The organism is Virgibacillus tibetensis, assembly GCF_036026595.1.
Classification (GTDB): domain Bacteria; phylum Bacillota; class Bacilli; order Bacillales; family Amphibacillaceae; genus Virgibacillus_P; species Virgibacillus_P tibetensis.
Genome location: NZ_JARZFX010000002.1, coordinates 314385 through 335164, shown reverse-complemented (window position 1 = coordinate 335164; position 20780 = coordinate 314385). Strand labels below are relative to the sequence as shown.

Below are 20780 nucleotides of genomic sequence, written 5' to 3'. Positions count from 1 at the left end.
AAATGAATAGGAGGGGGTGTATCCCTCCTATACGGTCATGCAACTGGAATTTATTATTCAGATAATCCTAATTCCTGGAGCAGTATTTCTGTTTCTTTTTTCTCTTCATCAAGAAAAGCTTTAAATTCTTTACTGTCAAGGAACATATCGCCCCAGCCATATTGTGATCTAACATCAGCCCAGGCGTCTGACTCGTTCATTTGCCTGAAAGCCTCTTCATAATAGGCAACTACCTCTTCATCCAAGTCTGCAGGACCCATGAATCCACGCCAATTAATATACGTTTCATTAATTCCCTGCTCGATCGCAGTCTCGAAATCGGACAGCACATCACCTTCAAGTCTTTCTTCGGATGTAATTGCCAGTACTTTGATTTCACCAGCCTTTACCTGTTCTACTGTCTGGGCAACACTTGTTGAGAACACATCTACACTTCCATTAAGTAAAGCGGTTAATTCGCCGCCATCCTGTTCAGAAACATACTTTATTTTTTGAACATCGACGCCATAAGCCTTAGCAAAACGTACAAATTTCAGATGGTCCATACTACCAGGTGATGAAGAACCAATAACGGTAATTCCTGATGGATCTTCCAGCATATCATCAAATAATTCTGGTAATGTGTCCCAATCAGCATCTGCTCTTACTGCGAAAGCACCATAATCTGCAATTACATTCGCTATAGGTGTAAAGTCTTCATGGTTGTATTCAGAGTTTCCGTTTAATGGGACATCGATAATTGGTGGTGATGTTACAAATAAGTTATATGGACTGCCTTCTCTACCAGCTATATAAGACCAGCCAACTGCGCCACCGCCACCGGTTTTGTTAACCACACCAATATCCTGACCAATAATGTCTTCCTCTTCTAATATCTTAGCTGCCATGCGAGCTGTTGTGTCCCAGCCCCCACCTGCACCAGAGGGAGCCACGATTTCAATGGATTGCTCCGGGCTCCAATCTTCACCTTCCACTGTCTCACTACCCGATGTGTTATCAGAACAACCTGTAATAAAGACTGTTAATATTAAAATAAATCCTAGAATGTGTTTCACATAAAAAACCTCCTTCATAAATTTTAAGAGATAACAAGAATGCGCTTACACTCTTATATAAATACAAGTATAGAACACCCTCATTATTCTGTGAAATTCAAATTTTCTATAAACAACGATAAAGGAATTTTATACATGCGCAGATGCAGGTGCCTGTAGTCACTTCCTGATATATGTCGTATTTTGCCGAATGGTTGTAAAAATAGTGGTGCAATCGTCCTGCTTCCTATATAATTTAGAAGAGATGCATAATACACCATGGGGGAAAGAGAATCATGCCAAAAGAAGAAAAGTATGAAATAGCATTAAGAAATTTAGATTCTGCTGAAGCGATCAAGGGGAAGGAAAAACACTTTTCCGAGAATAAATACCTGGAAAAACTATTAAAGTATGCTAAGAAAATGGGAGTAAAGGTTTCCTATTACAGCTTACTGTTATTTTACGCATTCAAGAGCCCTCATACACCAAAACAGGCAAAGTTGACCATCGCAGGTGCCTTGGGATACTTAATTCTGCCAATCGATCTGATTCCGGATTTTATCCCTGTAGTTGGATTTGCGGATGATATTATGGTGATTTTATACGCCTTATATGCAGTAATTTCGCATATTGATGATTCAATAAAGAATCAAGCGCATGAACGAATGATTAAGCTATTTGGTAAGAATTATGACGACAAAAAAGAAATTGACGATAAATTTAAACCAGAAGGTACTAACTAGACCTGCTTACCGCTCAAATCCAAATTATAGAAGTCTTATCCCTGGTAGCTGTTAGAGAGCTAAACTGCATCATATATGCGGTTTAAATCTGGCAGTTACTTTTTTGCACCATAGACAGGGGCTCGTTCGACAAAATTCGGGAAGTGACAGGCACCAATAAATAGGCACCAATTAATGGGATAAATAATATAATGGTGTGAGTTTAATTTCTATATTTTGTGAGGAGTGCAGCCTATGCCTGTCATTTCAGGTAATGACTATATTAAACGCATGAATCGGTTGAAGACGAATATTTGGTGTGATGGGGAGAGGATTTTGGGTAATATAGCAGAACATCCTGCTTTTAAAGGAGCTGTTCATAGTCAGGCAGCTCTTTATGATATGCAAAAGGAGCCGGACCTTACGGATACCATGACATATAGTTCCCCTATAACCGGTGACCGGGTAGGTACTTCCTATTTACAGCCAACAACAAAAAGCGACCTTGAAAAACGCCGGATTTCTATTCAAAAATGGGCAAAAAGAAATGCAGGTATGCTTGGAAGAAGCCCTGATTATATGAACACCATGCTTATGTCCTTTGCTTCATCCGCAAAATTACTGGAAGGAAGAGAAAATTGCTTTCCAGACAATCTGGTGAAATTCTATGAAACGGCTCGTGAAGATGACTTGTCCTTTACACATACGTTCATTAACCCTCAAGTTAATCGTTCCCCATTGTATTTTGAAGAATCTGAAGAGCCCATCGCTGCCAAAATAGTTGGTGAAGAAAATGATGGCCTTGTTATTAAAGGGGCCCGGCTGCTTGCAACACAAGGTGGCATGACGGATGAACTGCTCGTTCTGTCCGCTGGCGGAATTACCGACGAAGCCAACTCCTTTGCTTTTTCTGTGCCAAGCGACACTGCAGGGCTGAAATTCATTTGTCGGGAGTCTTTTGTATATGGCGATTCGCGATTTGATTATCCACTAAGCTCCCGCTTTGAGGAAATGGACTCTATTGTTGTTTTTGATCGTGTAAAAGTACCATGGGAAAGGATATTCTTTTTTAAAAACCTTGAAGTTTCCAACAACTTTCAAAGAGAGAGTGCTTTTCTGCCATTCACTTTACATCAGATAATTAGCAGGCAGACTATAAAGGCAGGGTTTATTCTTGGAGTTGCAGAGGAATTAGTCCAGACGATTAACATAGACTGCTATGAACATATTCAAGAAAAGATGGCAGAGATTATTATGATGCTAGAAACGATGGAAGCTTTGTTATTGAAATCTGAAATAAATGCAAGTACGGACGAGTTTGGATTAATGCGTCCAGAATTAATTCCACTGCGCGTGGCCAACAGTATGTTTTCCAAGATGTATCCGAGACTTATAGAAATCATACAGCTGCTCGGATCAAGTGGAATGGTTACCATCCCCACAGAAGCAGATTTTAAATCGCCTGTAAGAGAGGATCTGGAGCAATATTTACAAAGCAGTAAGCATGCTGCTGATGACAGGGTAAAACTTTTCCGGCTTGCATGGGATTTGACAATGAGTGGATTTGGTACCCGCCAAACACAGTACGAGCGTTTTTTCTTTGGTCAGCCAAATAAACTCTCCAGTGAGCTGTATAAATCTTATGATCTGACTGCTTTTACAGCATATACTCGCGAATTTTGGTAATGTATTTCTGTCACTTCCCGGTTATTGTCGAATTGGGCAATCATTTAAACTGATAGACTTAATCCGGAATAAGCCTATCAGTTTTTATAACAAGCTTACTGGCAAATTGCGAAGTCCTTCCCTAATCTATCCAAAAAATGAACTAACAGCTGTCACTAGACTATACGTACCTAGGGCGATACAAACAAGAACAACGATGCTCCCGATCATATTAATTTTTATCGAGTTCGTGTAATTGCCAAGCAATTTTTTGTTGTTCATGATTATTAATAGTATGACGGCGATACCAGGCAGAAGAATCCCGTTTAACGCCTGTGCAAAGAGAAGCACATCCAATGGTTCAAAATTAAATACAAAGCTGAAAATACCAATCAGAATTACGGCAACAAAAACGGCTTTGAAACGCCAATTTTTCATTCCGTCTTTCCATTTTAAAATACTACTGGTTGTAATGGCCGCACCCAGAGCTGATGCTGTTGTCGAAGAAAAACCAGCTGAAAAGATACCTATAGCCAGAAAGGTTTCAGCCCATTCCCCTAAAAACGGCTTCAATTGCAGGGCCAAATCTGCAACAGTCTCCACTTCGACACCTCGCATTAAGGTACCAGAAGTAATTAAAACAGATGCAGAAATTAAACCACCCAGGCCGATGGATATAAAAATGTCCAGACGAGATTCTTTTAAATGGGATGGTTTATTCCATCTTTCCTGTACAGACGATGAATGAATAAATAGGTTATAGGGTACAACCGTAGTCCCGACTAGTGCAACAATGGTAATGATGGAACCAACAGGAATAGAGGGAGCAAAGGCACCGGCAAAAACCTCTCCAACATCAGGTTTGGCCATAATCATAGTTGTAATGAAGACTATACTCATTACAATCACAAGTGCAATCATGACTTTTTCAATTAACTTGTAACTACCACTTAACCCAAGCACTAGTACTATAACACCTACAATTGGGCCAATTACATCTAGTGACCATCCTGTTAAGGTCGCTATACCAAGTGATGTTCCATTCAGGTCACCACTCATATAAGCAGCACACCCTATGAATATAGAAACAATGACAAATCCCATAACGCTATATTTGATGACCGGGTTAGCAAATTGATCACGAATGGCTGCACCCAGCCCCTTTTGTGCAATAATCCCAAGTCGAGCGACCATAATCTGCAAGACCATCGTCGTAATAACTGAAAAAACTAGTGCCCATAATAGCGCATAACCAAAGGAGGCACCTGCTTGTGTTGCTGTTGTTATCGTTCCAGGCCCAACAAATGATGCAGAAATAATTGCCCCTGGACCGATAACCTTAAGCTTGTCTAGTATCATTTTCTTCTTTGTTAGCTGTTCTGTTGGCTGTTCCACGTCTTCACTCCTGTATGTATGTTGGTATGTTATTATTTATTAGAACTTGATTTAGTAGTTACTTCCCCTGACCAACAGATTTAAACTTGCTCGTGTATATGTACTTATTTCCAATTATAGAAAAGCACCTTTATAAAAAAGGCGCCTTTGTAACCAAATTAATCTTCCTCATCTTCTTCATTATCGGGTGGTACCCCAATGTAATCTCGTCGCCAATGACAAACTCTCCTGTATTAATTTTTACATTTGCTTGCAGGTTTTTATGAATAGAGGGTCCGTAATTAATGGATGCGCCCCCCGAAAGATGATTGACACGTACATGATGAATATTATTTAGATGACAATGTTTACGCATCTTGTATTACACTACTTCCCTGTTTGTACTATTCTATGTATCCGGGACAACCTATGTATGGTTCAACGCCAATGCTGACAGGGAAATGTGCCACTGTCTCCAGGGGTGCATGTCACTCCGCATGAAAAATAGAAAGTCTAATTTTATTCGGTTAATCACCGACATAATCATAGTTTCTCTAACTCATTTGAATAATCAAAAGAGTTAAAAAATATATTGTATAATTTTCCCAATAAGCTATAATAGGTAGTAAGTTTTGCATACTGCAAAGCAACTAAACGGGGCTTCCTCACTAGATTGACATGCGTTCTTGAAAAGCAAGATGAATGTACCTGTTTACTATTAAGCCTGGGCATTCAAATTCTATCCTTATAAGGGGGGAGTATTGTTCAACGCGTGTTGTTCAACATATAATACATAAATTGGAATAAATACTACATACGGACAATGCGCTTTCTGCAGAATTATTATTTATGTAAAAGGAGTGCTATTGTGAAAAAGATGAAGCAAACTATCAAGTTAATTTCAGTTTTAATATTAGCTGTATTCATTCTGCTTCCTCAAGCAGTCATTGCTTCTGAGGAGAAAAGCGACTTAAATTATATGGCAATTGGAGATTCGTTGGCTGAGGGTCTTTCATTTGATGGGATGAACTTTATTAATGGTTATCCCGATCAAATTAATAACCAGCTAGTTGAAAAACTCCCTTATTTGAATATCAACTATACGAATGCAGGGGTTTCTGGTTATACTACCAACCAGGTTCTGAGTCAAGTAATGAGTGATGATGATGTAAGGAAAGCACTGCAAGAAGCGGATATTATAACAATAAGTGCAGGTGCAAATGATCTATTACAGGTAGTGGATATGGAAAAGCTGATGAATGGTAGTTCTGAAGATCAACTAGAAGTTATAAAAGCTGCAGAAGCGGCAATTAATGGCGTTGTGGTCAATTTAGGGTCTATAATTGGCGAAATAAATCAGGTTAATCCCGAAGCTTCTATTTTTGTAATGGGATATTACAATGCGATGCCATATTTAGTGGACATGCAGGATCTCGTCATACAGTTAATAGCTGGGCTTAATCAGGGAATTAAAGCAGCTGCAGAAACAGGGGCGTATTATGTGCCCATATTTGATGTTTTTCATGGGAACTATGAAGAGTATCTTCCTAACCCGGAGAACATTCATCCGAATGAAGCAGGCTACAAAGCTATAGCAGATGTATTCCTGAATTATATAGTAGCAGATTTAGGTGAGGGGCACTGGGTTTACAGTAATAATAAACCAGATGATAAGGCTGACATAGGGGCATCCTATTATGTCCATGTTACGACGTTGGACATTTACGAAAAGGTAAAAGGAAAGTGGGAACTAGTAGGTAATTATAAAGAAGGTACTGGCGCAATCGATGAGTTGTCATTGTTGTATGGCAATGGTATACCACCTAAAGACGCAGGATATATAGGCCAATATTATCTTGATGTAGAGAATAAGTATCTTTATTTAAAACATAAAGAGGGGTGGCTAGGTGAAGTTAACCTGGTTAACGAGGAGCCAATTGATGATCCGGTTTATGATGAAGAACCGGTAGACCATGAACAAGTAATTGTAAATAATGAAGCAGTTGAGGCTGTTAAAAAGGACGGCGTATTGAGAATTGATTTTAAAGAAGCGTTAAAAGTAAGTGAAGTCACATTGTCTGCAGAACAAGTTAAAATGCTGCAGGAAAAAAGAGCGGTTCTGGCTATTAATAAAGAAGATGTTGCTCTAACGATCCCCTCAGGATTATTAGGTGATGGAACAGAAGCCGTGACTATTACAGTTACTGATCAGGGTTACACGCCAGACAGCCTGAGTAAGGTATATGATTTCACCATACAGATAGGCGAGAAATACCTTCGTCAGTTTAATGAGCACGAAGTAACCTTGTATTTTAAAGTGGATGAGGCCAAGGTAAAAAATACGGAAAATCTGAAAGTTTATTTCTTTAATGAAGAGACAGAAGAATGGGTAGTAATTGGTGGTAGCTACATGGACGGAGCGGTGGTTGCAGCAACCAGCCATTTCAGCAAATTTACTGTCTTTGAAATGGAAGAAGAAGAGATAATAGACGAGGTAAAAGAAGAAGAACCTAAAGCAGAAAGTGAAGAGAATGGTACTGGTAAGGCCGATGATGTTAAAAATGCAGGAAAGAAATCAGATGAAGAAAAAAAGAATAAGGGTACTGGAAAGTTAAAGACGAATGCAGAAGAAAAAGAAGAAAGTGCGCTTGCTTCAACAAAACAGGGAGGCAAGCAGCTTCCAGAAACGGCGACAAACATGTATAACTGGATTTTTGCAGGTAGTATACTTCTACTTACGGGAGGAGTTATGCTTATCGTTTCCCGTAGAAAAGCAGTCTACTAAGCTAGTAAAAACTGTTCGTTACTATGAACTGAACACGAGAAAACAGCTTCTAGGGATAAAAAATTATTATAAAATCTGATAAACAGAAAATGGAAAGGTAATTAACCTTTCCATTTTTTTATGTGCACGTTATGCATACAAAAGTTTTGCCGAAGCCAGTCGTTGTCTTACCACAATGCCGATCCATGCGGCAAGAACTGCTTTTATTACCCCAACAATAATAAACGGAGCAGCCCCACTGGCAAATGCAGCGGTCCAAGAAAGCTCTGCCACGATTTTTAACCAAACGGTTCCAAATACCAATGCAATTACCGTTCCGATTAGGTTGGCGATAACTGCGTTCTTAATTGTAAAACTTGTTTTTTCCAGAAAATATCCTATGATAAAGGCTGAAGGAATAAAACCAATTAGATACCCACCAGTTGGCCCGAATAAAATACCAACACCTGCAGACATTTGTGCAAAAACAGGGACACCTACTGCACCAATAATTAAATAGAGTAAGACGGATATGGTGCCGTATCTGGAACCGAGAATAGTTGCTGCAAGCCCAATGGCTAATGTTTGCCCTGTAATCGGAACAAGTGGTAATGGTATTGTTAATTGAGCCAAAACACCAATAATTGCTGCGAACAGCGCTGTTACAATCATCATTCGTAATTTTAAACTTGAATCAGACATTATGTATGAGTCCTCCTTTTAATGTTCACCCTGAATTAAAAAGGTTAACAATGATACTTTATAGTAAGTAGTCTGAATTTGTCAACTGCTTTTAACTGAACTACGAAAGAAGTCTCTTTTTTCAAGCGTGTGAAGGGTGTAAACTAAAGGAAAGTGACAGATAAATTTCGGTTAAGACAACTTAAAATTGTTGCAAAATCCGTAATAATTGATATAATAGAGCTAGCGAACATACGTTCATTCCGTTTGAAAATGCTAGCTGAACGAGAAGAAACGTATGATTTATCAAGGCTAATAAGCAGGCATATAAAGAAAGGTCTTCGTGTTGGGAAAAGCAACGCCTCAAAGTAGTAAAGTTACAAGAACGAACCTCGAATTAATGTAGAGTCTTCCTTCATCGCAATTCCTAAGAATTAACACTACCTATGACGCAGTTATCATGGAGGAACTAAGTACATAGAATTTTGGAAACACTTAATTTTAGTGAAAAAGTTACCATGATTATGGGTAGGTTATATTACCATTTTCCTGGAGTACAAACTAAGTGAATTTAATTTATTTAATAAGATTTGCTTTTTATAAATAGATAAAAGTTGCTTGTACAGTGCAAAGTTGACATTCCAATCAGTTTGGAGTAATCTGAATAAAATTACAATAACGTTTTAGTAAAACGTTTTCTTAAAAGAGAAAGGTGACAACTTGACAAAGTACACAATTAAGGACATCGCACGTGAGACAGGCTATTCCATCTCTACTGTTTCGCGTGTTTTGAATAATAAATCAGAAGGCATGACAAATGAAACAAGACAGAAAATATTACAAACCGTTGCAAAACTGAACTACCAGCCAAACCAATTTGCTAGAGGTTTAATTACCAAAAAATCAAATGTGCTGGGGTTAATGGTACCGAATATCTTAAATCCGTATTTTGCACAGATTTGCAGGGGAGCAGAAGATGAAGCAGCACGACAGGGATACAGCCTCATCATTTGCAATTCAGATGACAATCCTGAAAAAGAAAAGAGATATATAAGGTTGTTAAAGGAACGTCAGGTGGACGGCATGTTATTGGCAAGTATGAACAGACTATCAGCAGAGAATGAGTTCTATCTGACAGATTCGCAAATCCCATTTGTCTTAGTGGATCGTGGCAATGATCAGAATATAGCACCTGGAGTATCTATTGATAACCTTCAAGGGGGTTATTTAGCTGGTAATCATTTACTCGAACTGGGTCATAGAAATATTGCCTGCATGACAGGTCCGTCTGGTATTAGTAACTCCGAGAAGCGTCTTCAGGGTTTTTTGATGGCGATGAAAGAAAAGGGAGTACAGATCCCGTTCCATCATATTATTGATGGAAATTATGATATGGATTCAGCGTATAGTGAAGCGAAACGTTTTCTCCAAACGAGTGATGTAACTGCAATTTTTACACATAATGATTTAATGGCTTGTGGTGTGTATGAAGCCGCTAACGAACTTGGGATTGCAATACCGGATCAGCTTTCTGTGATTGGTTTTGATGACATTCCATTTTGTAACGTTCTAAGTCCCAAACTTACAACCATTCGTCAGGATACATATAAGATGGGACAGGAAAGTGTAAACCTGCTTGTGAAGCAAATAGAAAAGGAACCAACTGAATCTCTTTTTTGTGAACCAACATTAGTAATTAGGAGTAGCACAGCTAACATATAATTTAAGGGAAGTGAACTATAAATGAGTATTCCAGTAATTATTGACTGTGATCCTGGCATAGATGATGTAATGGCTATACTACTTGCTTTTACTCGTCCAGAGTTAGATGTTCGATTAATTACAACTGAAGCAGGAAATCAAGCTCAGGAAATAACAGCGTATAACGCCAGAGCAATTACAAGTTATCTGAATCAGACGATAGAAGTGGCACGTGGATTGGAAGGCCCTTTTATTCGTGAACTGTTATTTGCTGATAATGTTCATGGCACGAATGGACTCGGGGGAATTAATTTCCCTGAACCACAAGTTGAAGAGAGTAGCCTTACCGCAATTCAGGCTATGTATAAAACAATTATGGAAAATGAAGAGGAAACACTGATTATTGCAACTGGCCCTTTAACTAATATTGGAGCACTGTTATTAGCCCACCCTGAGGTTAAAAATAAAATTTCCTACATTTCATTTATGGGCGGAGCAGCAGTAGGTGGAAATGTGACACCGACCGCAGAGTTTAATGTGTACAGTGACCCGCATGCTGCTGATATTGTTTTTCGTTCAGGTGTACCTATTGTTATGAGTGGGCTGGATGTGACACATAAGGCATTTCTAAATGAAAATGATGTAAAACGAATTGAAGAAATTGGGACAGACTTGTCGAAGCTAGTTGTCGAACTTCTAGACTTTTATAAAAAAGCAGCAATAGAGACTGCTTTCGACGAGGTTGATCATGCTAAAAATATCCGGTTACATGATCTATGTGCGGTAGCGTACACTGTAAATCCAACGCTTTTCATTGGTGATAACTGTTATGTAGCAATTGAAACACAGGGGGAATTGACAAAAGGCACAACAGTGGTCGATTATAAACAGAGGACACCATTTCCAAAAAATGTCCATGTTCTTCACACTTTAGACCGCGAGCAATTTGTTCAACTGTTTATTGATGCAATAGAGACAGCAAGTAAATTGCCTGATGATGATCACAAGATAAAACAACGCAAATGAGGAAGAAACAGGATGAAGATAACTGTAATAGGTAGTATAAATATAGATGTTCTATATCATGTTCCGGACATTGTAAAGCCAGGTGAAACTATTCATAGTTCCACCTATGACACTTTATTTGGCGGAAAGGGTGCAAACCAAGCTGTAACGATAGCACAGCTGGGGGCGGAGGTAGAATTTGTTGGCTGTGTTGGTCAAGATGATTTTGGGAACCAGGCACTTAAAAACCTTCAGGATAATTCTGTTTCTACGCACCATGTGCAAAGGTCAGGTGATACAGGAAATGCTCTCATTCAAGTTAGTGAGACAGGAGAGAATGCAATTATCCTAGTAAAGGGTGCCAATTTCCATGTAACACCTGAATCAGTACAAGATGCAGAAAAGCTTATCATGTCTTCAGATACTTTATTGTTACAATTGGAGATTCCATTGGTATCTGTGATAACTGCTTTGAATCTTGCAGAAAAGAACGGGATACCTGTTATATTAAATCCTGCACCAGCACAAGCGCTTTCGGAGAGCATTCTCTCCAGTGTAGATATACTGACACCAAATGAGACTGAGCTGTCTACCTTAACGGGAATGCGTATTAATACAGATAAGGATATTGAGATAGCATGTCAGTCGCTTCTGAATAAAGGTGTGAAGGTGGTAGTCGTTACGTTAGGAAAAAAGGGTGCCTATTTTTCAGATGGAAAACAAAGTGGCTGGGTCCCTGCCAGAATGGTTAAGGTAATTGATACAACAGGTGCCGGAGACGCTTTTAACGGTGCACTTGCTTTTGCGTATTGTAAGAAGTACAGCCTCCAGAAATCTATTGAATTTGCCATTATGATAGCAGGCTATGTTGTAACACAGCGGGGTGCTCAAATTCAGTTGCCTGAAGAATTAGTGCCTGTTATGTAATACATGCCGGTAACTATGCTAAACAGAACGAAAAGCGCCAATAGGGTGCTTTTTATTTTGGCTGTACCGAGTAAATTAGTACGATACACTTATAGGTTGTTTGTCCAACAAGTTTTCTATTGTTCAGTAAAGGGGCCCTTGTTATTTACTTTGGTTTATATTTTACAGCAGAAACATTTCGAACTATCGGACCATATCTGTTGCCATATCTTCTTTTAACCTGCATATTAATACCAATCAGTATATGGCTTGCAATAACAGTAACGAAATGGATTCAAGTGGATAAGGTGACAATTGCTAGTGAAGCGTTAGATGCAAAGCCTTCTTTTGTTTTACATGACAAGGAAGGCTTCCTTATGATAGAACAAAATTCGATAAATTATTTCCCAGGGAATAGTTTAGTTGACCAGTTAATCAGTAATCAGCCTCTCAATTATAGGAAATGCTTATAAAATTAAATGCATTAATACCAAGAAGAACATTACTATTCCCAGTCGCAGATGAGCCATTCGTTTTCTCCCCGACGGTCTAATTCGGCGCATCCAACCAGTAATTACAACCCCGGATAATACCAGAGCGGTTAAGATTCCGCTTGCTAATTTCATGTTTTGCCATTGAAAACCATAGGTATTAATCACAAAAGCTGCATGAATTCCAATGAAAATAAGAGCGCTTGTACCAATCCATCTATGAAAAGGCAGTACCTTCTTAGATAGATTTGCAAATCTTATTTTCTTGTTTCTATCTGAGCTTGATCGGATGGTAGAGAATACAGCATGCCGGGTCCAATTAAATAATATGAAGACCAATCCCACTGTTCCAAACAGAAGATGTGGCTGGAAATTTGAGAAAAGCTGTTTATTGATTAAGTTCCATGCTGCCAATACAATTACGAAAAAATTGAAATAAAACCACTTGTTCATAAGATCCTCCAAATTAAAGACGGTTATCTATTTTATTCATTCGCAGGAAGCAGTCTATCCTTTTACGGAAGCTCTGTAGTCTACTTCTTCCTGAACTTCCCCCCACTGCTCTTTGCCCGCAGCTTTTTCATCAGGTCAGATGATTGCTGTGCTTCTTTTTTTCTTGAAGAAGTATCAATGGAAATGATCTCTAATTTCCCGTTTCTCTTTTCAATATGAAAGTATGTGTTCACATCGCTACCCTCAGGTAATTTATCTTTTGAAACAATCATCTCTTCGTTTATTTCCTCTACGAGAATGACTGCTATGTCGTTATCTTCAAATCGATCCAGTATACCTTTCATTTTCAACCTCCTAATCACAAGCTAATCCCTGGCTTTTTATGTCGGATATGCGAGCAGGTCCTAATCCACTTATTTTCGTAAGATCATCGAGCGACTGATATGGTCTCAGGTCAATTAGCTCCTCAGCTCTTGCTGGCCCAATGTGAATAATTTCCTGTACTTCCTCGAAAGATGCCTTATTTATATCTATACATGTTGAATTTGCTGTACTTCCTTCTGCCTCTGTATCCTCTACCTCTTCTTTTGCATCAGGACTGCTGGATGAGGTACCGGTACTCTTTGGGCTGATCGTGCCGTCTCTATTCGTCAAAATAGTATAGTCGTTTCCATCTGTTGTTACAATAATCGTGCCATGAACATCGGTACCGTAGAGGTCTATTCCGGAGTCTTGAAAATATGTGATAACCTCGGCATGAGGGTGCCCGTAGCTATTATTTGCTCCTGCGCTATAGATGGCTACTTCAGGGCGGACTGCATTAATAAAAGCTGTGTCACTGGATGTGTTGGAGCCATGATGCCCAAGCTGCAAAATAGTGGCATTTAAATTCATTCCGCTATTTACCATGTCCATTTCTTCCTTTTTCCTAGCATCTCCAGTGAAGAGAAAGCTGCTGTTTCCATAAGAAAATTTTAAGGAGACTGATTCCTCGTTGGATTTACCTGAAATGCTAGCAGGATAGAGGACGTCTATCTTTAAAGGTCCAATTTCATGTTCTTCCCCGGTTCTCGGTTCGTGAAAATCTGCACCGCTGGTTAGGACTGCCTCAATAGCCCGTTGGAAGGTTTGGGATGAACTTTCATTCCCGGACAACCAGACCTCACCTGTATCATATGTAGTAACAATTTCCGCTAATTGCCCAATATGATCTGCATCCGGGTGACTCACTACGATCAGGTCAATCGATGAGATGTTTTGTGCGGCCAAGTAATTGACTACATCATTCCTTCTCCAATCCCCAGTATCGTATAAGACAGTATAGGATTCCTCCTCATCCTTAAATTTTAAAAGAGTAGCATCTGCCTGGCCTGCATCAATATAGTGAACCTCCAAGTCTGAGGAAGGCTGATTATCTGCTGTGGCTGTTGTTTCGGAAGCAGACTTTCTTTCTTCTGCTTCTTCTTCGGCTTCTATTTCGTTATCTTCTTCTATCAATTCCTTTTTGATTTCGGAAGCAGTGGTCCCTGAATGGTCTTCGCTGGTTTCTGGTGCGCTATCCTGGCTGGCCCCCTGTCCACATGCTACCAGGCCAATTGCCAGTATCATGGATAGTAAGAAGTTTTTATGCATAATTGTTCCTCCAAACGTTCTGATAATCTACTTAAAGATTATCAGAATCACTGTATAAATGCCAGATGTGATAGAATTTGGATTCGATTTAATGAAAATCTTGTTTTGTACATGGTTGGTGGGATGATTATGGATGTTTGCCCCAGTAAAAAGACATTTTCCATTTTGTTTCTATTACTAGTTCTACTATTTTAGCGATGTGCATGTATTTTAAAATCCTGGGATAATGATAGAAAATGCATGAGGTGATTAATGTGGGCATAAATAGTGCGATGTATTTACAATTTATAATTCTGTCGATTGGCTTCTACCAGCAACCTGAATGGGAAACGAAAGCTGTGCTTGATCGATTGGAAAATAATGATCAGGCAGTTATTTTGATAGAAGAATGGAAAGAGGAAGTAATCGTGCCAATAAGTAATCTGCCAGCTGGAAGTGCAGTTAATATATGGTTTCATGTAGAAAAACAGGATGGGGAGATTGCTATAGTTTCTATAGATTATAAAACTTCTGCGTTAGAAGCGTTGAAGGTAAGGAGGCTTATGGATAAATTAAAACTGGAATAACATGTTTTTTATGGGGTTAGTTTTGTATAAAAAACTGAGCAGATATGATTAAGAAAGTCTGTTTTCTAAAAAAAATTGGCACTGTACCTGTACCTGCGATTACTCTGTACAAAAGGATAGCAGTATTGCAGTGAGGCACTTGTGTTTTTTTACAATGATAAAATTTAGTTAGCAGTTAATATAAACTGCGACGTAGTGAAAATTTGGATTCTTCTACTATTGAGAGTGCCTTTCTTATTCCGCTACGGAAAATACACTACGCTTTCCGCGGGCGGCTGGTGAACCTCCTTGTGCTGTTGCACTGCGGGGTCTCACCGATGCCTTTCCTCCCGCAGGAGTCTTCGTGTTTTTCCTCCGCTGATGGTGTGCTCTGTTATATATTTATCTATTACTTTAATTCATAATTTCTCGCTTTTTGTAATTGTTGATTGGAGCGTAGGGCAGTAGACTCCTGCGGGAACAGCACGAGTCTGAAGACCCCGCAGCGGTGGTTTTGTGGGGATGGAAGGCTAAAAACGCGACGTCCTGTCGCAACGCCTTCATGACTAACATCCTGTTAGCCCGAGGCTGAAGCCGTGCCCAGCGGCAAAGAAAACACTGCAAAGCGAATGAAATGAAGCTGAGCAGATGTTGCACTTGTACCCGGAGTGGTGAAAGCGACTGTCCGAAGCGGAAATCAACATTGCAGCTACGTCGCATTTTATGTAAATAGTAACTTGCCATGAAAAATTAGCCTTAAGAAAAGATAAAGACACTGCTGAAAAGTCAGTGCCTACTTCTGTATTAGTTATTTGCTTTTGGTTTACAAGGCTTTTTGGACCGCCCTCTAATACTCCATTTATTCCTATTGTAACTATTGTTTTTTTGACATGCTGTTTAGCACCTCTGTGATGAATTCAATGCTATTAACAATTGTAAATTTTCTAACTGTATAATGCGCCAATTGCTCCTGCATATGCACCTTTCTCCAGGAAAACAGGTTCGTATGGAAGTATATCACGAAAACCACTTAGTACTTCTTTTAGAGCCTCATTGCCAGTCAAAGTACTTCCGGTAAACACAATCTTTTCAACCTGCTGTGATGCAGCTGCTTGAGTGGATAACAGCAGGATGGTTTCCCCGATTAACCTGACAAGACTTGCCAGTTGATCGGCTAGGGCAACGTCATTTATATGTGCCTTTCCGAAATTTGCTGCTGTCAGGTTACCGGAAAGTGGAGCTGCAGATGTATCATAAATGTCTTTCACCAATAAATCACTGTTCTTGTAATTTCCCTCCGCAGCGAGCTCTATTAATTCATGGTAATCTTTTTTACCTGTGAGAAGGGTACCTAATCCCATGAATGTCCCTCCCCCAATTCCACTGCCAAGTAAACGTTCATAATCATCACCTATTACGCGAAAGATCGAGGTTCCTGTACCAATACTTACTAAGATGAAATCATCAGGTATTTTTCCTGTTTCTTCATATAATAAATGACGTGTTCCGGCTGTAATTGCCTTGAACTCTTCTATTTGTTCACTTTTTTGCTGGGAGGCATCCTGCAAATAGGTGCTTTTCCCGCCAGTAAGACTGAGGAAAGCACTTTGGTTGGTGATTTGTAACCATTGGATAAGCTGATCCATCTCCTGATTAGCGTATGATTTCACATGCATATGTCCTCTGTCCTCATAAGCAATTTTCGTAAGCGTAGCCCCAGCATCAATTCCTATCCTGCGTGTCACCTGATCACACTCCTTCTTTGGATTTATTAAGTTCAGTATAAGGATGGTGTTGGTAAATGGAAAGTTCTTTGTTTCCTGCTATCGAAATTTAAAGATGGTAACTACAGCTTTTATAATTGATATATTGTAAAATGCATTTTCACGAGGAAACTTGATACATTTTTATAAATTAAACTAAGCCCAAAATAAACCTCATTTCTCCAATTTCTAACAGTATATTGTAGTATAATAGACTCAAACGTTCTGTTGAAAAGGGGGAGTGTTTTTTGTTTTGTTATAACTGCGGATTGCAAGTAGACTTCGAAGAGAATAACTTTTGCCCATCATGCGGTATAAACCTTAACCGCCACAATGAAGGGCTTGAAAATGGCAGTAACGAGGAATCTTCAGCTTCGATGGAACAATCAGCCAGAAGTATTACAAACCAAATGAGGGGTACATTTCTGCATGCCACCGAAAAAATAAATGGCATGGTAGGGGAACAGGGGAATATTGATTTAAATTTGCGGGATATATTTTCTGCTGTATTCAAAAAGCATACCCAAGAAGAAGGTGAAATACTGTTCATATCGGGCACAAGAGTGACAACACCTATGGAGAGTGAGATTTCTACATCCTGGCCAAAACCATGGCTGTTTTCGAGAGTTTTTTTAGCATTAGCAATTACTTATATTTTATTGTATGTTTGTACCTTCATGTTCCAAAATATCAATGCACTGCCGGGGCTTATTATGGTAGGGTCATTTGCGGTTCCATTTTCATTGCTGATTTTCTTCTGGGAAACGAATGTACCGAGGAATATTAGTATTTATGAAATAGCAAAGATGTTTTTTGTTGGTGGAACAGCTTCATTGGTTACCACGCTGTTTTTGTTTTCTGTTTTCCCTGTCTATGAATTGGATTATACAGGCGCAGTTGTTGTAGGTGTTGTGGAAGAAATAGGAAAATTAATAGTTGTTGTGTATTTTATTAAAAAATTAAATCCGAAATTTATTTTAAATGGGCTTTTAATAGGGGCCGCGATTGGTGCAGGCTTCGGTGCTTTTGAATCAGCTGGCTATGCATTCCAGTTTGGAATCGCATATGGTGACCAGGTGATGATGTCGGTTATCTTTGAGCGGGCTTGGACATCTATTGGAACCCATGTAATCTGGACTGCAATTGCAGGTGCCGCGCTTGTGTATGTGAAGGGAAACAATCCCTTAGCCAACGATCACTTTACAGATTCGAAATTCATTAAATTATTTGCGGTACCAGTCATTCTGCATGCGGTATGGGATATGCCTTTGTACTCATTACATAATTTTAATTTTTTATATATTATGCTGATTATTGTAGGATGGATATTTGTATTTACGTTCATAAGTACAGGGTTAAAGCAGATTGGACGCTTGAATGTAGAGGATGTTAATCGGGCTGGTTAGGTGTGCAGTTTCGAAAATGAAATTTAAAAAGCTGTTTAGACGAATGACTTTAGCCATTTGGACAAACAGCTTTTTCTGACGGAGGGAGAGTGATTCACCCTTTTCGTGATTGCTCTTTAATAATTTCATTTCGTTCTCCACTATCAGATAATTCTTCGGAAAACCTATGTTCCTTACCATTTTTGGCTTGTTTCTCACCTTCTTTTTGCTTTCTATTCATTTAAATTATCCTGCTTTGCATTCGATAAATAGTTGTTTTCCCCAGGGGCATAGTCAACATTTTTAAGGGTAATTTCATCGTTTCCAGGGTGTAACGTCTGGTGCTCAATTTCAAGTATATCCTCTTTTTTAATTTCAGTTTTTTTAATATCCTGATCTTTTCTCTTCTTTTCCATTAATATAATCTCCTTTAACATATAATTGATCCATTTAATTTCAAGGAAAGGTAATAGTATTTCATAAGTTGTCTTTTTTCTGTGGCGACTTACGTCCAACAACTTTATTTCCACTGGAGTATTCATACCCAAAGTGTAAGCCGTTTGTTTTATTTTTATAATCTCCTGTGGTAACTTTATAACGTTTTTTTCCCTTGTATACCATAATCATTACCTCCTTGTTTTTACTATTCTCAGGGAGTGTTTATTTTATTCTTCAAACAAGGCAGACAAGATAAGAAGATATAGACGTATAAGAATAGCCATTCTACGCATCTTATAATGAGGTGAAGAAGATGAAGAAGCAGGATGAAAACAAATTAAATTTTAGAAAAGACGAAGGAATAAGTGTCCATAATGGATTACGGGGAAACCCACCATTGAAAAAGCAGAACAATTATGCGGGAGATTCAGTTAATAAGCATAAAGAGCTGGAAGCAGCCAATGAAGTAATTGCAGAAAAAGAGATTTCACAAGTATATAATAACTCCTGATTTGTAGTAAAAGATTGGGACTGTACCTGTGGATACTCAGTACAAAGGCATAGCGGTGTTTCAGTAAGGCATTTTTGAGGGTACTCGCCCTTACGAAACAGCTGTGTTTTTTACATGTTTAAAATTAGTTAGCAGTTTTACTAAAAAAAGGGAGCTGAGAAATCTATCTCAGCTCCCTGCCCATTATTTGCCACCCTTATAACCTGGTCGAAATATTTCTTGAACCTTATGAACAGTTACGTACGCTTCCTCATCAATTTCTTGAATGATTTTTTTCAAAGGGACGATTTCCTGTTTGTTAATCACAATATAAAGCACTTCCCGATTTGCTTTTGTGTAGCCACCTTTGCCGTCCAGCACAGTAATGCCACGGGCCATTTTGCTAGTAACAGCATCTAATACGATATCCGGGTATCGGGAAATAATGAGTACAGCTGTCCGTTCGTCTGCACCTTCGACGACGATGTCAATTATTTTAGCACCTATATAGACAGAAATGAGGGTATACATTGCTTTTTCCTGGCCTATTATAAAGGAAGAACCAGCGATAACGGCAATATCAATTATCAGCATCCCTTTTCCAATACTCCAGCCGAGTAATTGGTTTGCCATTCGAGCAAGAATTGCAACACCGCCTGAAGTTCCTCCTGCCCGGAAGATCATGCCAAGTCCTATTCCTACTGTCACACCAGCAAATAGGGCCGCAAGCAAAGTATCATCGTTAATTTCTTTTCCCCACTCAACGGTGAAATGCAGGAACAAAGAAGAGAAAACGATCGAAATGGCGGTATAGACAATGACCCGCTTACTAAAGAATTTATATCCGACAGCCACCAGGGAGGCATTTAAAATAAAGTTAACAATACCTGGAGACCATTCAAACATGTAATAAGTAACAATGGTAATACCGATGACGCCACCTTCAGATAAGCGGTTTGGAATGGCAAAGTAGTTCACGCCAATTGCAAAGATAAAAGAGCCAATGATTAGTAAGATGACCTCTTTCACTGTTCTGCTGTTCATGCTGACACCCCCCGTATTTAACTATACCCTGAAAAAAATGTTGAAATCACACTTTGTCCAGAGTAGCATGTTATTTTCTGCTTGTCAGGATTTAAAATCCCATGTCCTTTGTACTTGAACTAAGACCTCCGAAATACAATTAATTGCCTGTTGCTGAAACACATAAAAACTTTATAGGCTGCGCTGTTTTGTTTAACCAATAGTGTGGTGTGGATGAATCTAAAAAGATACAGTCATATTGATTCAGCGTAAACATTTCATCTTCCACTTCGATTGTAAGCGTTCCTTCTACAACATATATAAACTCCTGACCTTTATGGGAAAAGTTATTTCCACGATTGTCTCCTGGATTTAAAATAATTAGATTAGGCAAGAAAAGTGGATCCTCCATACCTCCGGATAAATCCTTATATACAAATCTATTTTCAGTCATATTGGAAGATTTCATGATATCTCGTATGATAGAAGGTTCTGACGTACTTATTGGACTTGTAAAAAAATAACTCGGGTTTACACCAAGGGCATCCGAGATCTTTTTAATAGATTCAAGTGTAGCTGAAGTTTTTGAATGCTCTAATTGAGAAAGGAAACTAATGGAAAGATTAGTTTTAAGCGAAACCTCTTTCAATGTGAGTTTGTTTTTTTTTCGAAGCTGTTTTACTTTTTTACCTAAATCTTCGTGCATGC

24 protein-coding genes are annotated in these 20780 nt (G+C 38.9%); 11 read left to right on the top strand and 13 right to left on the bottom strand.

Annotated elements, in window-relative coordinates; genetic code table 11:
- Window positions 1-53: 53 nt before the first annotated feature.
- Window positions 54-1073 (bottom strand): Bug family tripartite tricarboxylate transporter substrate binding protein, encoded by a 1020-nt coding sequence (locus QGM71_RS06410; protein WP_407702996.1) that lies wholly within the window; start codon window positions 1071-1073, stop codon window positions 54-56.
- A 257-nt stretch (window positions 1074-1330) separates the two neighbouring features.
- Here QGM71_RS06410 and QGM71_RS06405 point away from each other — a divergent pair, with 257 nt between their 5' ends.
- Together QGM71_RS06405 and hpaB are read left to right on the top strand one after the other, a co-directional pair.
- The gene (locus QGM71_RS06405; protein ID WP_327606697.1) at window positions 1331-1777 is read left to right on the top strand and encodes a YkvA family protein; all 447 of its coding nucleotides are present in this window, start codon (window positions 1331-1333) and stop codon (window positions 1775-1777) included.
- Between the two features lie 234 nt (window positions 1778-2011).
- A complete protein-coding gene (gene hpaB, locus QGM71_RS06400; protein ID WP_327606696.1) occupies window positions 2012-3442 on the top strand; it encodes a 4-hydroxyphenylacetate 3-monooxygenase, oxygenase component in 1431 nt (476 codons plus the stop codon).
- 126 nt (window positions 3443-3568) lie between these two features.
- Here hpaB and QGM71_RS06395 read toward each other — a convergent pair whose 3' ends face one another.
- Together QGM71_RS06395 and QGM71_RS06390 are read right to left on the bottom strand one after the other, a co-directional pair.
- Window positions 3569-4780, bottom strand: a complete 1212-nt coding sequence (locus tag QGM71_RS06395) for an Nramp family divalent metal transporter (protein ID WP_327607049.1) — start codon at window positions 4778-4780, stop codon at window positions 3569-3571.
- Between the two features lie 166 nt (window positions 4781-4946).
- Entirely contained in the window at window positions 4947-5171 is a 225-nt protein-coding gene (locus QGM71_RS06390; protein WP_327606695.1) for a hypothetical protein, read from the bottom strand.
- A 501-nt stretch (window positions 5172-5672) separates the two neighbouring features.
- Between QGM71_RS06390 and QGM71_RS06385 the strand changes: the two genes are divergently transcribed.
- Window positions 5673-7580, top strand: a complete 1908-nt coding sequence (locus QGM71_RS06385) for a GDSL-type esterase/lipase family protein (protein ID WP_327607048.1) — start codon at window positions 5673-5675, stop codon at window positions 7578-7580.
- A 129-nt stretch (window positions 7581-7709) separates the two neighbouring features.
- Here the strand turns inward: QGM71_RS06385 and QGM71_RS06380 are convergent, their stop codons facing one another.
- Window positions 7710-8261, bottom strand: coding sequence for a biotin transporter BioY (locus QGM71_RS06380; RefSeq protein WP_327606694.1), 552 nt, complete (start codon window positions 8259-8261; stop codon window positions 7710-7712).
- Window positions 8262-8414: 153 nt separating this feature from the next.
- On the opposite strand from QGM71_RS06380, the gene QGM71_RS06375 reads away from it, so the two are divergent.
- The 5 genes from QGM71_RS06375 (at window position 8415) to QGM71_RS06355 (ending at window position 12325) form a co-directional block, all read left to right on the top strand.
- On the top strand, window positions 8415-8612 hold the full coding sequence (locus tag QGM71_RS06375) for a hypothetical protein (protein WP_327606693.1): 198 nt from the start codon (window positions 8415-8417) through the stop codon (window positions 8610-8612).
- Between the two features lie 348 nt (window positions 8613-8960).
- Complete coding sequence (locus tag QGM71_RS06370) at window positions 8961-9962, top strand: LacI family DNA-binding transcriptional regulator (RefSeq protein WP_327606692.1); 1002 nt, start codon at window positions 8961-8963, stop codon at window positions 9960-9962.
- A 21-nt stretch (window positions 9963-9983) separates the two neighbouring features.
- Entirely contained in the window at window positions 9984-10967 is a 984-nt protein-coding gene (locus QGM71_RS06365; RefSeq protein ID WP_327606691.1) for a nucleoside hydrolase, read from the top strand.
- A gap of 12 nt (window positions 10968-10979) precedes the next feature.
- Window positions 10980-11873, top strand: a complete 894-nt coding sequence (rbsK, locus tag QGM71_RS06360) for a ribokinase (protein WP_327606690.1) — start codon at window positions 10980-10982, stop codon at window positions 11871-11873.
- A gap of 119 nt (window positions 11874-11992) precedes the next feature.
- Window positions 11993-12325 carry a hypothetical protein gene (locus QGM71_RS06355; protein ID WP_327606689.1) on the top strand — a complete coding sequence of 111 codons (333 nt, stop codon included), beginning with the start codon at window positions 11993-11995 and terminating at the stop codon, window positions 12323-12325.
- On the opposite strand, the gene QGM71_RS06350 is transcribed toward QGM71_RS06355, so the two are convergent.
- From QGM71_RS06350 to QGM71_RS06340, 3 genes are all read right to left on the bottom strand, one after another.
- Window positions 12320-12796 carry a hypothetical protein gene (locus tag QGM71_RS06350; RefSeq protein ID WP_327606688.1) on the bottom strand — a complete coding sequence of 159 codons (477 nt, stop codon included), beginning with the start codon at window positions 12794-12796 and terminating at the stop codon, window positions 12320-12322. The genes QGM71_RS06355 and QGM71_RS06350 overlap by 6 nt on opposite strands.
- Window positions 12797-12876: 80 nt before the next feature.
- Window positions 12877-13140 (bottom strand): DUF3006 domain-containing protein, encoded by a 264-nt coding sequence (locus QGM71_RS06345; protein WP_327606687.1) that lies wholly within the window; start codon window positions 13138-13140, stop codon window positions 12877-12879.
- Window positions 13141-13150: 10 nt separating this feature from the next.
- Complete coding sequence (locus QGM71_RS06340) at window positions 13151-14428, bottom strand: MBL fold metallo-hydrolase (protein ID WP_327606686.1); 1278 nt, start codon at window positions 14426-14428, stop codon at window positions 13151-13153.
- Between the two features lie 254 nt (window positions 14429-14682).
- Here QGM71_RS06340 and QGM71_RS06335 point away from each other — a divergent pair, with 254 nt between their 5' ends.
- Entirely contained in the window at window positions 14683-14994 is a 312-nt protein-coding gene (locus QGM71_RS06335; protein ID WP_327606685.1) for a DUF3006 family protein, read from the top strand.
- 923 nt (window positions 14995-15917) lie between these two features.
- Here the strand turns inward: QGM71_RS06335 and coaW are convergent.
- Window positions 15918-16718, bottom strand: coding sequence for a type II pantothenate kinase (coaW, locus tag QGM71_RS06330; RefSeq protein WP_327606684.1), 801 nt, complete (start codon window positions 16716-16718; stop codon window positions 15918-15920).
- A gap of 266 nt (window positions 16719-16984) precedes the next feature.
- Here coaW and QGM71_RS06325 point away from each other — a divergent pair, with 266 nt between their 5' ends.
- Window positions 16985-18142 carry a PrsW family intramembrane metalloprotease gene (locus QGM71_RS06325; RefSeq protein ID WP_327606683.1) on the top strand — a complete coding sequence of 386 codons (1158 nt, stop codon included), beginning with the start codon at window positions 16985-16987 and terminating at the stop codon, window positions 18140-18142.
- Window positions 18143-18236: 94 nt separating this feature from the next.
- Here the strand turns inward: QGM71_RS06325 and QGM71_RS06320 are convergent, their stop codons facing one another.
- The 3 genes from QGM71_RS06320 to QGM71_RS06310 form a co-directional block, all read right to left on the bottom strand.
- Window positions 18237-18362 carry a hypothetical protein gene (locus tag QGM71_RS06320; RefSeq protein WP_327606682.1) on the bottom strand — a complete coding sequence of 42 codons (126 nt, stop codon included), beginning with the start codon at window positions 18360-18362 and terminating at the stop codon, window positions 18237-18239.
- Complete coding sequence (locus QGM71_RS06315) at window positions 18355-18537, bottom strand: hypothetical protein (RefSeq protein WP_327606681.1); 183 nt, start codon at window positions 18535-18537, stop codon at window positions 18355-18357. Before QGM71_RS06315 ends, QGM71_RS06320 begins: the two co-directional genes overlap by 8 nt.
- Window positions 18538-18598: 61 nt before the next feature.
- Window positions 18599-18742, bottom strand: coding sequence for a hypothetical protein (locus QGM71_RS06310; RefSeq protein ID WP_327606680.1), 144 nt, complete (start codon window positions 18740-18742; stop codon window positions 18599-18601).
- Window positions 18743-18872: 130 nt separating this feature from the next.
- Between QGM71_RS06310 and QGM71_RS06305 the strand changes: the two genes are divergently transcribed.
- Window positions 18873-19070, top strand: a complete 198-nt coding sequence (locus QGM71_RS06305) for a hypothetical protein (protein WP_327607060.1) — start codon at window positions 18873-18875, stop codon at window positions 19068-19070.
- 183 nt (window positions 19071-19253) lie between these two features.
- Here QGM71_RS06305 and QGM71_RS06300 read toward each other — a convergent pair whose 3' ends face one another.
- Complete coding sequence (locus QGM71_RS06300) at window positions 19254-20093, bottom strand: YitT family protein (RefSeq protein WP_327606679.1); 840 nt, start codon at window positions 20091-20093, stop codon at window positions 19254-19256.
- A gap of 139 nt (window positions 20094-20232) precedes the next feature.
- Entirely contained in the window at window positions 20233-20778 is a 546-nt protein-coding gene (locus QGM71_RS06295; protein ID WP_327606678.1) for a helix-turn-helix domain-containing protein, read from the bottom strand.
- Between the last annotated feature and the right edge of the window lie 2 nt (window positions 20779-20780).